Here is a 17241-nt window from a genome sequence, read left to right on the forward strand (position 1 = left end):
GAATTCTCCTATCCTTTCATTCCAGATAAAGTAATGCCTTTGACAAATTGTTTTTGAAAAATTAAATAGAATATGAAAGATGGCATAAATGTTAGTGTTGCTCCAGCCATAACTAATCCATAATTTACAGTATACTGGTTTTGTAATGTTGAAAGACCTACAGTCAAGGTACGAACAGAATCATCCATAGTCATTATTAAAGGCCATAAAAATTCATTCCAAGCACCAATAAATGTGAATATGGTTAGTGCGATAATTGGTGGTTTTATAAGTGGAAGAACTATTTGAAAAAATATTCTCAAATCACAGCATCCATCTATTCTTGCCGCATCTATTAATTCATCGGGTACATTAATTATTGCTTGTCTCATCATAAATACTCCAAGTGCTGTTGGAAGGGGCAATATTAATGCATAGTACGAATTAATCCAGCCAAGTGTTCTCATTATTATATAAAGTGGTATCATGGTAACTTGAGATGGTATTATTAAAGTCATAATCATATAAAAAAACAGACTATCATTACCACGAAAATTTTTTTTAGCAAATGAGAAACCTGCAAGACTACTGAATAAAACGTTTAGTACAACCCCACATAATGAAATAAACATGCTATTAAAAAAATAATGCATAAAGTTTTTTTCTCTAAAAATTTGAATGTAATTTATAATGGTTATATCAGAAAATGAAAAATCAAAATTGTATGCTGTGTATGTGACCTTAAAAGAAGTAATAATCATATACAAAAATGGAACTATCATACAACTTGTAATCATAAGTAAAACTATATTTCCAATAATTCTTTTTATGCTTTTCATATAGACCTTCCTTAATATGTAGATTTATCTCTTTTAATAAATTTTTTCTGCGTTATTGAAATAATTGCAATTATTAAAAATAATATATTAGCAACTGCCATTGCATAGCCAGCATTAAATTGTTTGAAGGCAAGATTGTATATATGAAGAACTATTGTTATTGATGCTAGTCCAGGACCGCCACCAGTCAATGTATATACAATATCAAATGTTTGAAGTGACCATATACATCCTATAAAAACGACCATAATTGTTGTGGGTTTTAACAATGGTACTGTTATATTTTTGAATACGTTCCATCTGCTAGCTCCATCAACCTCAGCTGCTTCATAATAACTTTGAGGTATATCCATTATACCAGCTATATATATAATCATAAAATATCCTATATTTTTCCAAATAGAAATTGCCATCATGGTTGGTAGAGCAAGTTTAGAATTCCCAAGCCAATTTGGAGTGTTTAGTCCAAAAATTGTAAAAACAATATTTAAAGGTGAACTGTCCCCATTTAAAAGTATTCTCCAAACTATACTTATTAGTATCATTGAGGATATCACAGGAATAAACATTACTCCTTTAACAAATTCGGCAAGTTTACTTTTTTCCCTACTCGTAAGCCATACGGCAATAATGAGTGAAAGTATAGTTTGAACTGGTACAACAATAGCAGTAAAATATAGCGTATTCTTTAGTGCTTCGACAAATATTTTATCTTTGAAAATAGAATAATAGTTTTTTAAACCAATATATTTTGCAGGAGTCATTATATTGTATTTTGTAAAACTAAAAATGAAAGACATAATAATTGGAATAACATAGAAACTAGTGAGCAATATACCTAATGGTAGTAAATAACCATATGGAGCAAGTTTCTTCGAAATATATTTTAATTTATCAAATATTAAAACTCTAAATTTTTTCATATACAATCCTTTCCTGCGAGAATGTTAATAAAAATGGGCTGTAAAAATAATAAAATTTTTAACTTTATAAACGAGTATAATTTACTTAGCAAAAGCACCAAAAACAAAATATTTTTGATGCTTTTATATTCATATTTATACTTGTACTTAACCATTTGAAAAAGATAACAAGTCAAATATACTGGCATACTGACTTGTTATTCCTTTGAATATGCTTTACTCAGACAGTAATTTGTTTGCAAATCTTGCAGCTTCATCTAGAGCTTCTTTTGGAGTAACTTCTCCTGCCATCATTCTTTGAAGTTGTTTCCAAAGGTAATCGTATACTTCAACACCATGAGGTGCTACTACAAGTGGTCTATATATTCCTTTATCTTTTTCAATAATATCTTTTAATCTAGGATCACCTTGGTAAGGTTCATCCTTAGAAATAGGTGCTCTAGGATGATATGCATGGAATTTTGTCATAGATTCAGCACTTAACATATAAGTCATTAATTTAAAAGCTAATTTTTTATTCTTTGCTGCTGACATCAATGTTAAATCATCAACAGATGCAAAAGTTCCCATGCTTTTATTTTTAAGAGAAGTTATGAATCCATAATGAAGATTTGGGAACGATTTATCTAGTATTTCAGACGCACCTGAGGATAACCATATGCAGAATGCAGCCTTACCAGGTCCAAAAGTTGATTGTAACATTTCTTTATTTGTCTGTGACATTGCGTTTGCTGGTAATACTTTGTCCTTAAATTTAAGATCGTATAAAAATTGTGCAGCTTCAAGTCCGGCTTTATCATTAAATCTCACGCTCTTAAGATCTTTATTGTAAAGTTCTCCACCAGCTTGCCACAAAAAACCATACCAGTTCCAGTTAAGGTCACCAAACATTTTTCTTCCCCAACCTTGAGCAAATCCATACTGATCTATTTTACCATCACCATCGGTATCTTTTGTTGCTTTTTTTGCTATTCTCCTAAAGTCTTCCCATGTTTTTGGTACTTGTTCCCCTAGTTCAGCTAATATGTCTTTGTTGTAGTATAAAACTGCTGGATTTGCAGCTTCGATTGGAAGACCATATATTCCACCTAGCATTTTTGCATCATTTATGTAAATATAATTTTTGTAATCTTTATCAGTTAAATATGGAGTTAAATCTTCAACAGCTCCCATTTTGATAAATTGAGGGAACATTTCTGCATACATGTATCCTACATCGGGTCCTTTATTAGCTGCAATAGCTGATGCATATTTTTCAGGATAGTTGTCCCATGGAATTATTTGCAAATCAACTTTGCAGTTGTTTTCATCTTCAAACTTTTTTAATATTGATTTCCAAATTGGTGCATCATTTTCACCTATTGGAGGTAACCATAAAGTTAGTTTTTCTTTTTTAACAGATGCTGTTTCTTTTGGTGAGTTGTCTTTAGCTTTATTTGATGAATCGTCTTTTGGTGAACAACCAGCAAAAACAGCAGTAGCCATAATAACAGCTAATATTGTTGCTATTATACTTTTTATTTTTTTCATAGAATATTTATCCTCCTATAAACAATATTTTCTACATTCAGGTCATAATATTATCATGTTTGGGGTTTTATGTCGAATTCCTTTTTTCAATAGAATGTTATTGTTTTATTAAGTATTTCTATAGAAATATTTTTGAATAGTGAATCTCTTATTTTATCACTACATTAAAGAATTATTCATACTATAAAATGTGAACTAATATTTTGAGGTGTTATTAGTGCTATATGCTCTAATCTTAGCTGGAGGAAAGGGAACGAGATTATATCCATTATCACGTACACAAAGTCCAAAACAGTTTTTAAAAATAATAAATGGTAAAAGTTTTTTAAGAAATACAGTTGATAGAATTAAATCTTTTGTTGAAGTAGAAAATATTTATGTTGTTACAAATAGGGATTATTATAAAAAAATATGCGACGAATTGCCTGAGGTTGTTCCTGAAAATATATTTGTCGAGCCTGCTAATAAAGAGACCGCGTTATAGACGATATAGGTCATAGATTTTTTTATAAATGATATACGAATTGAGTGTTTTAATTGTAATGGTGTATTTTATACATAATTTCACTCTTGGTGTTAAAGACTGTTCACGAAACAATTTATACAAAATAATTTATACAACAAAAAGTGAAGGTTGTCTCTATTTTTTTTATAAAATTACTTTAACTATGAATATATGTTACAAAATATTCTCAACTATAGTTATTTCAAAGAAAAATTTACAGGTATAATAAAACATATATACATATTATTAATAAGATTGAGTCTATATATAAAATATGTTACAATTATGTAAATAAGGGGTTAAGGAGGAATGATTGCAAAAAAATATCAATCATTGTTAAAAAAGTTTTAAAGTTGAGACGTTTTACTTACCCAAAATAGTTTGTGCGTAGAAATATTTTTTATAAAACAATATATTGATATATTGTTTTATATCAGGAGGAATGGTAATGAGGAAAAAAATTTTGATGCTTTTATCAACTATAATGACAATAATATTAGTATTTGCAGTAATGATATATGTGAAAAGTGATAAAAGGAATGAATTTTTACACTATAAGCAGGCTTATTTTAAAATTGAAGGAAGTATGTTTGTTATAAAAAATACTCAATTTTCTCTTCCACTAGCTTTTGTAGATTCTGAAGAAATTAGTGAAATGAGTTCAAGTGATAACATAAAATCTTTAGAGATAGTTGATGATAAAAATAGAAAATTAAAAATAATAAAATGGAGAATAAATGATGGAGTTAAAGAAGACAATTTTATTTTCAGAAACATTGAAACAGAAGCAATCATGAATTATACGGGAGTGTTTAAACCTAAGAAAATCATAATAACGTATAAAGATGGTATTATAAAAAAATTTGATTTTGGAGATTTTGAAATTATATGTAATGATAAGAAATATTATGATAATTTAGCGTTTTTGATTTGCGATATTGATACTATTATTACAGATCAAAGTAAGAAAAATAGATTTTTCCCATATAGTGGTATATCCTTATTTATAAAAAGAAATTATGAAGAATTTAAACTAGAAAAAATAGATTTAGGTATAAAAAGTTTTGGTATTGATAAAGAAAATTTAGTACATTTTAAAGTAAAGGATAATTTAGACTTGATAACAAAATATGTTCAAAATGGGATAAATGAAAACAAAAGGTGGGCAAAAGAAATAAAATCAATTAAATTAGTAAATCAATTGAGTTGCGATATTAAACCTTTTAGGATAGATATTCCTGAAAATAAGGAGATTGGTACACTTATACTTATTCCTCTTACTAGAACTAAAGACTTTAGCAAAAATGATGGGCTTAAAGTGAGAATATTTAATCCGAAATTGACTTTGAAACATTTAGGCGCTGTAAAGGAATTTGTTAAATTAAATCCATTTTATGTTGCTCCACATGCGAACGATATAGAAATATATAATTTTTTGGAGGAGGAGGGTATATGAGTTTAATTGTAAAGAATTTATATAAAGAATATCATACATTATCAAATGGAACTGAATATGTTATAAATAATTTATCATTTACAATTGAAGATGGACAAGTATATTCGCTAATAGGACAGAATGGAGTGGGTAAAACAACAACTATTAAATGCATACTAAAATTAATTAGAGCTAATGAAGGTAAAATAAAGTTTGGGAATGAAAGCATAGAAATTCTTATGGAAAATAGTCAAATAGGTTATTTGCCCGAAAATCTTATGTTTCCTGGATTGGTATCATTATACGAATTTTTATATGATATGTGTACTATAAAAGGAATGAAAGAAGAGTGTATAAAGGAGAGAATAAATGAATTGACAATGCAATTTGATATAAATAATATGTTAAATAAAAGCATAAATAAATTTTCAAAAGGGATGAAAAGAAAAGTGGGTTTTATTCAAGCTATTATAAATGAACCTAAGATACTTATTTTAGATGAACCAACTGATGGATTAGATCCAATATCAAGAAGAAAAGTTTTAAAAAATATAAGAGAGTTTGCTGATAGAGGTAATATTGTTTTGATAACATCTCATATTCTTTCGGATTTAAGGCTTATAAGTGATAAAGTAGGCCTTATGCATCGAGGCAAGTTACTTTCAGAAATAAACACTATTCAATTTAAAGAAAATAACAAATCAAAAATAACATTTGAAGTTATAAAAGGTGGTTCTAAAGAAAAACGAACATATGATTTAGTACCTATGACTGAAATAAATGTTAATGATATAGAAAAGTGTATAATAAAAGATTTTTATATAGAAAATTTAGATTTAGAAGAATGGTATTTGGAAAAACTTATGGAGGAGGGGGGAGTTATAGATGTGGAAAGTATCGAAGTATAAAATATTAACTTTATTAGAGGATAAATTATTTAAATTTATACTTATATCCTTTTTTATTGTATTAAATTATAATGTCTTTATTAGTTCAGGTGTACTGTCAGCAGGAAGCAGAGAATTTAATCAATTGTTAAAGTATACTTTATTGATTAATAATTTCACTATAATTTCCACTTTATATGGACAACTTGTCGGAATATACATTGGTACTGGTTTAATAGGCGATGATATTCCATCAGGTAAGTTATATATAATGATAACTTCTTTTCCTAAAAGATGGAAATATTTACTAGGCAACTTTTTGGGGTTGTTATTAATATTATTATTTTTTCTACTGCTAATATTATTTAATTACTTTGTCTGTACTACTATACTAGATATTGTAATAAATTATTCTGATTTGGTACAATGTTTTCTATATATTTTTATGAATATGATGGTTGTTATGATAGTTACTGCTGTTTCATCAATATTTATTCTTGGTAAAGTGAGCCTAATAGTAGGATTAATTGAGATGGCAATATTTAATATATATACTTTTCAAAAAATACCTTTCTTTGGATACCAACTTAATTTGAATATAAATGTAAGACGAATACTTGCCTGTATAGCTCCTATAACAAATGTATCTGCTCCGTCAATATATAATGATGGTTCGTTAGAAAGATATATGGTTACTCCAATATTAATAAATAATATGTTTATATATCAATTGATATTTATATTTTTAATATTGATTTTGGGAATTATATCATTTGAATATAAAGAATTGTAGTATTTGATAATTTTTTAGGACGATAATGATATCGTTTTCCATGCTTATTCTTAAAAGATTTTGGGCAAGTATATTTAAATCTTAAGATTCTATTTTTACCTTTACAAGAACCTTATGGTTTAAAAGGTTCTTTTGTTAAAGGGCAGAGAGGAATACCTTGAGAATTAAACTCTATCATAATCAGCATTTATTTTTTCACAAATATTAATAATTTCTAAATTTAAACAATCAAATAAATCAGCTATATGATTTTCAAAGTTGGTTTTGAATCTACTAAAAAAAGAATCATCAGAAACTTTTTCGTAGAATCCACAAAGCTCTCTGATTTCAGTAGAAAAAACAAGAAATAGAGAAAGAAGTTTAGTTGTAGGAATATTAAATATATGTAGTATTAATAAAGCTGATAGAATCGAAGTTAAAGTATATTTGCTATCTCTACCTAAATTACAATAATACTTATCAGTAAAAGATTTAGGTATGAAAGAGTTGAGATCAAAATAAGGTCCAAGTAAATCTAAAAAGCCTGTCGGCTGCTTTGCATTAATTCCCCCTGATTTCTTAATTCATAATTTAGTTATCACAAATAATATGTCTATAGTATACAATAAAACTTCTATTTATAATCATTATTGTTAAAAATCAACATTTATACATTTATTTTAAATATAGATTAATATTATTATAAGTCCCAGTATATATGATAGAAAATATATATTGGGATTTTACATGGTAGAAGAAAAAATATCCAGTGTAATAAAATAGGAAAATCATTTTTATTTAATATTTGTATAGGGTATAATATAAATAACAATAATCAACTATCAATGATAAAAGAATTATTTTATAAATATAAATTAATAGCAAAGATTTTTAGGTCCTGCTGACAGAGATAATCTTTATAATTATATTATTTCTATAATTCCTCAATTTAAAGTTGACATTGATAGAATGATTGTAATGGATTTTCTTATAAATAATATAGATAGACATTTACGAAATTTTAGTATAGTAACTAAGAACGGTAAAATTATTAAATTTGCATCATTATATGATCATGGTTTATCATTATACGCTGACATTCAAGATTTTGAATTGGAGCAAGATGATAAAGAAACATGGGAAATGATAGATGAATGTAAACCATTTTGTACATCGCATTATGAACAATTAGAATTAATAGGAGATTAGGGTATCATTAGTAGAATTATTCAATATAGTAGACAAATACAGTGAGTATTTATCCTCGTATAGAATAGAATGCATTAAATATTTATTAGAAACTAGATATAATCATTTGGTGGGAAGGGGGATAATATGATAGATAAATATGTACTTATGTGTAGAGATGTCCCAGTTGGAGATCTTGTTTATGATACGAATACTAGAAAATTTAGGTTTGCCAAATATGACAGTATTAAGGATAGAAAATACCTTCCACTAGGCATGTATACTCTCGAGAATTGGAATATTGATTACCAGCCTACCCATGATGATATAGTATTTTGGCTTAAAGATAGAGTTGTTCCAAAAGAGAGAGCAAATATAGATGATATATTGAGAGCAATGGGGTTAATTGACTATGATTTTTGGGAATTATGTAGAAGAACTAGGGCAATGTGTATGGAAGATTATTTTTGGCTAAGTAAAGGTGAAAAATATGAAGAAGTCCATTTGAGACATCTAGCAGAGCATAACAGGATAAATGAAACACCAATTCCTTTTGAAGCAATTCCATATCCTAGCTAATATAAGATTGTAGGTAATAAAATTGTTAAATGGAGGTGAAACAATGAAATATATTGATTCTTTTTATTTAAATGGATTTAGGGGATTTAAAGATTTTAAATTATCAAACTTAAAAGAAATCAATGTTATAGTAGGAGATAATAACACGGGGAAAACATCACTTTTAGAGGCTATACATGTATTAGAGTATCCTGGAGAAATAGGACATTATATCAAAGTATGTAGAAAAAGAGAAGGATTAAATAAAATAAGCCCCTATAGCATTTTTATAAATAGTATAAGTAAAGATGATGCTATGGTGAAAAAAATCTCTATTGAAGGTAATATAAAGAAAAAGAATGTTGGATGTTTTATTGAAGGAGAAATTCTAAAAGTTATCAAAAGCGATACTGAAAACGAAGAAATTGAGGCTTTTGAAGGTATTTTGGCTTATAAAAAAGATAATGGTGAGTTTAACCAAGTAAAGAATAAATTATATATAGATGAAGAAACAGACAGAGTTAAAATCAGCAATAGAAACAGTTTTTCTCCAGTAAATATGATTAGAGTGATGCCTTTTGATCATATAGATAAAGAAATAATAAGTACTGTTATTAAAAGTGGAAGAAAACAAGAGATAATTGAGGTATTGAAAATATTTGATCCAGACATCACTGGTTTTGAAACCATTAAAGAAGATTGCAACGTTAAAATATATATACAGCATAAAAAAACAGGTTTATTACCACTTTCGGCCTATGGAGATGGGTTAAAAAAAGTTTTTTATCTTTCATCTGTAATTATTAATGCAAAAGGTGGTGTTTTGCTAATTGATGAAGTAGAAACAGCAATACATTATAGTGCATTAGAAGGAGTTTTCAAATGGTTTATAAAAGCAAGCAACAAATATGAAGTTCAAATATTTTTTACAACCCACAGTTTAGAAGCTTTGGATGTATTATTGGAGTGTTCGATGAATTACAAAGGGAAAAAATATCTAGAGGATTCAATCAATATTATTACTTTGAGAAAAGGTGATACTTATTTTGATACCAAGGTAAGAATTTTAAATGGATATAAAGCATTTCAAGTTAGAGAAGATTTTAATATGGAGTTAAGAGGATGAAAAATATAATATTTTGTGAGGGAAGTACAGATGCCATACTTTTAAGTTATTACCTTGGGAAAGTAGTGGGTTGGAATTATAACAAAAGATTAACTAAAAAAATTGGGTTACCGATAAGGAATCATGAAAATGAAGAAGTATATGTATATTCAAAAGATGAAAAAGAATTAATTATATGGGCTGTTGGAGGTCAAAATAATTTTCATTACGCAATCTCTCATATAATACAAGCTAATGAGGTTTTAGAAAGAGATAATGCATATAAAAAACTTATTATATTAAAAGATAGAGATCAATTTGAAGAGAATAATAAGATATTGAGAGAAATAGAAGATATTTTTATGGATAATGGTATTAAAATAGATTTTAAAAACAACAATGATTGGGTCCATTATATTTATTCAAACAACTATGATGAAGAAAATCATATAGAAGTACTCCCTATCATTATCCCATTTGATAAAGAAGGAGCATTAGAAACATTTATATTAGATGCAATTTGTGAAATGGGTGAGGAAGAAAGTCATGTAGTAGGCAAGAGTAAAGAGTTTATTTCAGGTTTTAGTTTGACAAAATATTTAAATACCCAAAGGTTGAGAGTAAAAGGAGAATTGGCTGTAGCACTTGGAACATTATTTCCTCAAAAAACTTTTACACCAATTGATTCTATGCTGAAAAGTATTAGATGGGAAGAATATGAAACCATTCAGAATGGATTTAGAAAGTTGAAAGAAATATAGAGTAAGTAGGTGGCTAAATGAACTTATCAGAAATTCAGTGGTAGCATTTCTGTACAGAATTTTGATTATTTAATGCATATTTAGGATTTACAAGGGATTTGGGTAACTTCAGAATTATCACTTGCAGCTTTTGTTGCTATGTGTTCTGGGGCTTTAAAGAAGCCTATTCAAAGTCAGATGGTAGTATTAGGTTCTATGAGTATAGGTGGCACAATTACTAAGGTTGATGAATTAGCAAGTATTTTACAAGTATGCTTTGATGCAGGTGTAGTAGAGTCTCCATTTGAAATTCCGATGTTTTGCTTTAGCAAAACGAGTTCACTAAACAAATATATATTTATGAATTTGGTAAAATAGAAGTAATATGTAACAACTGATGAATCACAAAATAAAAAAACCTAGCATATAATGACATAGTCATTAATATGCTGGGGTTTTTTTATGAATATTAAAAATCATACAGTTAATTTTCACAATGGTGATAAGGATTTTGAAGAACTATTTAAAAAAATAGTATACTTCAAATTAAAAAACTTACAGGTAAACAATAAAAAGTACTATGAATCGTTGTATAATAAAAGTAGACAATCACCATTTACCAAAGAGTGTAATAAGAGGTGAATGGTATGAGAAAAGTTTGGAACGTTGCTATATATGCTAGAGTATCTACGGATAAAAAAGAGCAGCAGGAATCAATTCCGGCACAGGTACAAAGCTTAAAAAAATGGTTACTAGAAAAGAGTAAAAGTGATAAAGAGGCAGTTTATAACCTTATTGAAGTTTATGAAGATAAAGGGTTCTCAGGGTCTAACTTCGAAAGAGATAGCTTTCTAAGAATGAAAGAGGATATTGAAAAAGGCAAAATCAATATGATTTTAACTAGAGATTTATCTAGATTTGCAAGAAATTATGTGGTCGCAGGATATTATATTGAAGATTATTTTAAAGTCAATAATGTAAGATTTATATCTGTACTAGATAATGTAGATACTTTAGAAGAAGTAAATGATATTGTACCTTTCAAAAATATATTAAATGAAATGTATATAAAAGATTGTTCAAGAAGAACTAGAGATGGACTTAAACAGAGAATGCTAAGAGGTTCAAGCATTGCTAGTAAGCCACCATATGGATATAAAATTGTAGATGATTTTGAAGGAAATGTTAAAATTAGAAAATTAGTTTCAGCTGAAGATGAAACAACACAAATAGTTAGAGAAATTTTTAAACTATACCTTGAGGGATGGGGATTTGGAAGAATTGCAACTTACCTTAATAAAAGAAATGTACTTCCTCCTTCTGCAAGAGTAAAAAATTTCACTAAAACAAAATTTGAAGTTTGGACAAACAATACAATTCAGTCTATACTTACAAATCCTAAATATGCTGGAATAATGGTACAGGGACAGTATAAAAGAATAAGCTATAAAGTTAAAAAAATTGTAAAAGTGCCAAAAGAACAGTGGATATACGGAGGTGAATTTGAAGGTATAATAGATAAAGACACGTTTGAAAAAGTTAAAAGAGAAATGAAGAGAAGATCTAAAGGGTACAGATATAAAGGAAATGAAAAACATATTTTTTCTACAGTTTTAAAATGTAATGAATGCAAGGGCTCTATGTCATATAAAAAAAGTTTTAAAGGGTATAAATGTACAAATAGTCAAATGGGTGGGGGAAGGTGTACTGCACATTCAGTTAAGGAAGATTATTTAAAAGAAATAATAATTGAAGACTTAAAGAGGTATGTGGAACAGCAGTTTGATAAAAATAAATTATATGAGTATGCGAAAGTACTAGTATATAAAAAAGAGAACTATGAGTATAAAATTAAACAAATTGATAATGAACTTAGAAAACTAGATGCTCAATTTGAAAATGTATATATAGATAAATTAAATGAAGTTATTAGCCAGAGAAACTTTGAGAATATAACCAAAGGAATTCAGAGGAAACAGGACTCGCTACTTCAAAGAAAAGAAGAACTACTGGAGTTAAAGCGAAGACATGATGATAAGGATAAACTATATAATATATATAAAGATAAAATCGATAATATATTAAACTTTCAGGAGTTTGATAGATTTACAGTTGAGAGTTTAATTGATAAAATTATAATTTCCGAAAATAAAGAGACAAAAGAGAAGATTATAGACATATATTATAAGTTTCATAAATGATTCTAAATGACCCATAACGTCTAAAACCCGACCGCTACATGTATAGGTTTATCAGCAATAAAGTTTTTGAAAAAAGATAAAGATGCAACTATGATAGTTCTTCCTTCTGATCATTATGTGGAGGGTAAAAAAATATTTGAAAATACTATTAAACAAGCTGTTGAAATTGCTGAAAGAAAAAGAGGGCTTGTAACTATAGGTGTGAAACCTACAAGAGCTGAAACTGGTTATGGATATATTGAAATGGGAGATAGAATAACAGCTGCTGTTCCAACGTTTAAGGTTGAAAGATTTTTAGAAAAACCTAATATTGAAGTAGCAAAGGATTTGATTCTTAAAGGAAATTATTTATGGAATAGTGGAATGTTTGTGTGGAGAGCAGATGTGTTCTTGCGTGAAATGGAAAAATACATTCCTAAAATGTATAGAAGACTTATGGTTATATACAGAAGTGTTGACACTGAGGAAGAGGAAAGTGTTATTAATGAGCAGTACAACTTAATAGAAGGAATTTCAGTTGATTTTGGTATAATGCAAAAAACAAGAAAAGCATATGTCGTAAAATGTGAATTTTTATGGGATGATATTGGAAATTATGGAGCATTGAGTAGGTTCATATACAATTACCGGGGAAATAATATAAAAGGTAATGTGTTTATGGAACAATGTGAAGAATGTGCGGTTTTTGGAAAGGACAAGTTAATAATAGGATTTGGAGTAAAGGATTTAGTCATAGTTGATTCTGGTGATGTTATTCTAATTATGGATAAAAATAGAGATCAAGAGATAAAATATCTTGTTAATAAGCTTATTGATGAGAAAAAATATGATGAATATTTATAGTTAATATAAATATCAAGTTTCATAAAAATTATGGCGAGGGAATTACCGCTGCTTATCTTGGTGGTAGTTATACTTGCAAAGTTCTTAAAATCGTATAATTCTCCAGACAAAAATACAAATTTTATAACTTGATAAGTATAACAAAAAATTAAGAGTTGATAGAAGGAGAATCTATTAACTCTTATTTTTTTTTTATAAAAATTTCAATAAATATTCATATTTTAAATGTTTTATTAATATTATGTAAGTAAAACATACCATATTGAATGAGGTGGTTATTATCAATAATTTCATCTGAGAGATTATAAATCAGTAATAAATTTATAATTTTAATAATTGGGGGATTGAATATGAATAGAGGTTTTAAAAGAAAAATAGGGTTGTTTTTAGTTACAATGTTTGTAATATTTACATTGTTTCCAACGACATTTTTAGCTGTTGAAAGTGATTCTAATCCACATATGATTTATTTAAAAGGAAAAACTATAAATCCTAAAAAAATTGACAAGCCTAGCAAAGAGCTAGACAAAATTAATATTAAAGATAAGGCAAAAGTAAAAGATAATACGAATCTAAAAGATATTATTGAGGATTCTATGGATTTGTATATTGTTGCATTTAATGGACCAATTAAAGAATACATGAAAGAAGGGGCTAAAAAAACAGGAGCAGAATTGATTGAATATGTTCCAGATTTTTCATTTTTGGCAAGGATAAGTCCAGAAAACGTATTTGATATTTTGCAGCTTCCTTATGTTGAAAATGTAATAATGTATATGCCTGAATTTAAAATAAATTCATTTTTTAAGGATAGTTCAGGTAATATTAAAAAAGATCAAGAAGGAATAGTTAAAATAGCTACAGTCGGTAATTCTTCTATTCTTGATGATTATATTGAAAATTTTGGTGGAAAGAAATTGAATAGTTATAAAAATGAAGTAATTATTAGATTGAATTTTAACAAATTAGAAGACTTTGCTCGTTTAAATTCTGTTAAGTACATTGAGCCTGTTGTTGAGCATGTTTTGTATAATGATAAGGCTAAAGACTATATGGGTGTAAATGACATTTGGAATTTAGGTTATGACGGTTCAGGACAAGTAATAGGTATATGTGATACTGGGCTTGATACTGGTGTGAATGATAATAGTATGCATTTGGATTTTCAAGGAAGAATTGATGAAATATATGCTTTAGGTAGGAATACAGCTGATGATCCTCATGGACATGGCACTCATGTTGCGGGTTCTGCAGCAGGTAATGGTGCAAGATCAAATGGACAATTTAAGGGTATTGCACCAAAAGCACATATTGTATTTCAATCTGTGTTGGATTCAAATGGTGGCTTAGGAGGACTTCCATCAGATCTGAATAATTTATTTGAACAGGCAAGACAAGCTGGTGCACGTATTCATACGAATTCATGGGGGGCTCCTGTAAATGGACAATATAATGCAGAAGCACGTGATGTTGATGAATTTGTTTGGAATAACAATGATATGATTATACTTTTTGCAGCAGGTAATGAAGGTGATGGTGATAATGGTTCGACTGTATATAACTCAATAAGTTCACCAGGTACCTCTAAAAATTGTATTACTGTTGGTGCTTCTGAGAATTATCGTCCTAATATGCCTCAAACTAGATGGGGAAATGTTGGGGATAATGTTGATGAAATTGCAGCTTTTTCAAGTCGTGGTAATTGTGAAGATGGTAGAATAAAACCTGATATAGTAGCACCTGGTACATGGATACTTTCAACTAAATCTTCAGTGGCACCAGAAACTAACTATTGGCAGGGGTATAACGATTATTATGCTTACATGGGAGGTACATCTATGGCTACACCACTTACTGCAGGTGCAGTAGCAGTAGCACGTCAATATATGCAGCAAGAGTGGAACCATACTCCGAGTGCAGCAATGATGAAGGCAGCAATAATAAATGGTGGCACTGATTTAGGATTTGGTTATCCAAGTAGAGATCAGGGCTGGGGTCGTATAAGTTTAGTAGATTCTTTGAAGTCAAAGGAATATAAGTATAGTGATCAAGAATATAGTTTGAATACTGGAGATACACAAACTTTTTCATATTCTATTGAAGACTCTAATACACCACTAAAAATTACATTGGTTTGGTCTGATTATCCAGGTTCTGTAACTGCATCTAAAGCTCTTGTAAATGATTTAGATATCAAAGTTATTTCACCATCGGGTACCATATATTATGGAAATGATTTTACAAGTCCGTATGATAGCACACATGATCGCTTGAACAATGTTGAAAATGTATACATTAACAATCCTGAAACTGGAAACTATACAGTTGAAGTAAGGGGTTACAATGTGCCACAAGGACCTCAAACATTTGCATTATTTTCTTCGGCAAATTTTGGTACATCAGAACAGGATAATGTGCCTCCAACATGCAGTATAACATATCCTAATAATGGGGATGCATTAAACGGTACAATTACTATTACTGCAAGTGCTCAAGATGATAAAGCCATGAATAAGGTTGAATTTTATATAGATGGTACAAAAATAGGTGAAGATTCATCGAATCCTTACAGTATTGATTGGGACACTACAACAGTTACAAATGGTAATCACACTATAATGGTTAAAGCAATAGATACATCTGGTAATGTAGGAAATTCAAATGAAATAACTGTTTCTGTTGATAACAATAGCAGTAGTGTAGACTATAAAACAGAAACATTTAATAAAAAGGCTAGTATATTTAGAACATCTATAACGTATATTGATGTAACTGCAGAGGGAAGAATAGATATAAACTTAGATCAAAATTCATTATTACAAGTGGAATTATATGATCCAAATAACAATTTAGTTGCATATGGAGATAATTCTATTTCGTATGATGCACATCAAACAGGACAATATGTAATTGCAGTATATGCATCAAGTATATTTAGTACTAGATTTACTTTACAAGTTAAGTATCCTGTTGCTGTAAACTGATAAGTGCTATAAGTATATGAATATAAATAACAACTCAAAGAGTTGTCCCTTTCATAGGTATTCTATCAATGGGTTTAGACTATGAAGTATTTCATAAAAAAATAGTATAGCATGCTTATTAGTAATTTATCAGTTTCACAACAGATTGAGCAGAGCTTCTATCTAAAGTATCTATGTTTTATTTTAGCATAACGAGTTTAACTTGAATATGCATTAGACATATAAAATAAAATAACAATTTAAGTATGCCTTAATAAGTAAAATATCAAAAAAAGGTTAAAAACTGTTGAATAAATTTTCATCAGTCTTTAATCTTTTTTTTTATAATTTAGTCCGTAAAACCACTGTGCCTTGTGCCTGTGGATGTAAGGACTTTAAATAATAACCATTCGATATGGTTATTATTTAAGAAAACTGTTATAATATAAGTGTCACCCTAACACCTGTATGCAGGTAGCTAATTTGCCCTTTGAAAAATAAGGGATAGCCTTTGCTATTATGGATGTTGGCATACCAACGTTTGACATACATTATGCAAGATTAGGTCACTGGCACAAATACTAAATCGTTAGTATTATAGTTCTTTGATAACTGTATATATAAGGTTGCATAGAGTAATCCTTCTATGCGTAAAATATACAAGGTATCGCAACCTAATGTATTCCCAAGTTAGCTTACGTTATGAGGGATAAGGGCAAGTGTTCTCGCCCATAGAAATAAGGCTATCTAACTTTTGTTAGAGGAAACTTAAA

The 17241-nt window shown here is 28.5% G+C and carries 15 protein-coding genes and 2 pseudogenes; 13 read left to right on the forward strand and 4 right to left on the reverse strand.

All coding sequences use genetic code 11. From position 1 onward, the window contains the following. Positions 1-8: 8 nt before the first annotated feature. The 3 genes from CLTEP_RS08100 to CLTEP_RS08110 form a co-directional block, all read right to left on the reverse strand. Positions 9-818, reverse strand: coding sequence for a carbohydrate ABC transporter permease (locus CLTEP_RS08100; protein ID WP_066825228.1), 810 nt, complete (start codon positions 816-818; stop codon positions 9-11). Between the two features lie 11 nt (positions 819-829). Further along, a complete protein-coding gene (locus CLTEP_RS08105; RefSeq protein ID WP_242863892.1) occupies positions 830-1741 on the reverse strand; it encodes a carbohydrate ABC transporter permease in 912 nt (303 codons plus the stop codon). 216 nt (positions 1742-1957) lie between these two features. Continuing rightward, positions 1958-3271, reverse strand: a complete 1314-nt coding sequence (locus CLTEP_RS08110) for an ABC transporter substrate-binding protein (RefSeq protein WP_066825230.1) — start codon at positions 3269-3271, stop codon at positions 1958-1960. Positions 3272-3488: 217 nt separating this feature from the next. On the opposite strand from CLTEP_RS08110, the pseudogene CLTEP_RS08115 reads away from it, so the two are divergent. The 4 genes and pseudogenes from CLTEP_RS08115 to CLTEP_RS08130 all read left to right on the forward strand — a co-directional run. Then, positions 3489-3749, forward strand: a pseudogene (locus tag CLTEP_RS08115) (sugar phosphate nucleotidyltransferase); the annotation flags it as partial. Between the two features lie 475 nt (positions 3750-4224). Then, positions 4225-5232 carry a hypothetical protein gene (locus tag CLTEP_RS08120; protein WP_066825234.1) on the forward strand — a complete coding sequence of 336 codons (1008 nt, stop codon included), beginning with the start codon at positions 4225-4227 and terminating at the stop codon, positions 5230-5232. After that, a complete protein-coding gene (locus CLTEP_RS08125) occupies positions 5229-6119 on the forward strand; it encodes an ABC transporter ATP-binding protein (protein WP_066825236.1) in 891 nt (296 codons plus the stop codon). Before CLTEP_RS08120 ends, CLTEP_RS08125 begins: the two co-directional genes overlap by 4 nt. Next, positions 6097-6891, forward strand: coding sequence for a hypothetical protein (locus CLTEP_RS08130; RefSeq protein WP_066825239.1), 795 nt, complete (start codon positions 6097-6099; stop codon positions 6889-6891). The genes CLTEP_RS08125 and CLTEP_RS08130 overlap by 23 nt, the downstream gene beginning before the upstream one ends. Before the next feature lie 164 nt (positions 6892-7055). Here CLTEP_RS08130 and CLTEP_RS15590 read toward each other — a convergent pair whose 3' ends face one another. Further along, a complete protein-coding gene (locus CLTEP_RS15590) occupies positions 7056-7454 on the reverse strand; it encodes a transposase (protein WP_153016303.1) in 399 nt (132 codons plus the stop codon). Positions 7455-7809: 355 nt separating this feature from the next. Here CLTEP_RS15590 and CLTEP_RS08135 point away from each other — a divergent pair, with 355 nt between their 5' ends. From CLTEP_RS08135 to CLTEP_RS08175, 9 genes and pseudogenes are all read left to right on the forward strand, one after another. Continuing rightward, positions 7810-8079, forward strand: a complete 270-nt coding sequence (locus CLTEP_RS08135) for a protein kinase family protein (protein WP_278319538.1) — start codon at positions 7810-7812, stop codon at positions 8077-8079. A gap of 126 nt (positions 8080-8205) precedes the next feature. Further along, complete coding sequence (locus CLTEP_RS15080; RefSeq protein WP_066825244.1) at positions 8206-8637, forward strand: hypothetical protein; 432 nt, start codon at positions 8206-8208, stop codon at positions 8635-8637. 43 nt (positions 8638-8680) lie between these two features. Next, entirely contained in the window at positions 8681-9742 is a 1062-nt protein-coding gene (locus CLTEP_RS08145; protein ID WP_066825246.1) for an AAA family ATPase, read from the forward strand. Then, on the forward strand, positions 9739-10482 hold the full coding sequence (locus CLTEP_RS08150; protein ID WP_066825248.1) for a DUF3226 domain-containing protein: 744 nt from the start codon (positions 9739-9741) through the stop codon (positions 10480-10482). The genes CLTEP_RS08145 and CLTEP_RS08150 overlap by 4 nt, the downstream gene beginning before the upstream one ends. 138 nt (positions 10483-10620) lie before the next feature. Then, positions 10621-10839: a hypothetical protein gene (locus CLTEP_RS15290; RefSeq protein WP_066825251.1), complete on the forward strand. Its 219-nt coding sequence runs from the start codon at positions 10621-10623 to the stop codon at positions 10837-10839. 84 nt (positions 10840-10923) lie between these two features. After that, positions 10924-11103 (forward strand): hypothetical protein, encoded by a 180-nt coding sequence (locus CLTEP_RS08160; RefSeq protein WP_066825253.1) that lies wholly within the window; start codon positions 10924-10926, stop codon positions 11101-11103. Between the two features lie 5 nt (positions 11104-11108). Further along, positions 11109-12662: a recombinase family protein gene (locus CLTEP_RS08165; protein ID WP_066825255.1), complete on the forward strand. Its 1554-nt coding sequence runs from the start codon at positions 11109-11111 to the stop codon at positions 12660-12662. A 30-nt stretch (positions 12663-12692) separates the two neighbouring features. Continuing rightward, positions 12693-13505: pseudogene (locus tag CLTEP_RS08170) on the forward strand (mannose-1-phosphate guanylyltransferase); the annotation flags it as partial. A gap of 350 nt (positions 13506-13855) precedes the next feature. After that, positions 13856-16489 (forward strand): S8 family serine peptidase, encoded by a 2634-nt coding sequence (locus CLTEP_RS08175; protein ID WP_066825257.1) that lies wholly within the window; start codon positions 13856-13858, stop codon positions 16487-16489. Positions 16490-17241: the final 752 nt, after the last annotated feature.

Origin of the sequence: Clostridium tepidiprofundi DSM 19306, from assembly GCF_001594005.1 — a bacterium.
Lineage (GTDB): Bacteria > Bacillota > Clostridia > Clostridiales > Clostridiaceae > Clostridium_AC > Clostridium_AC tepidiprofundi.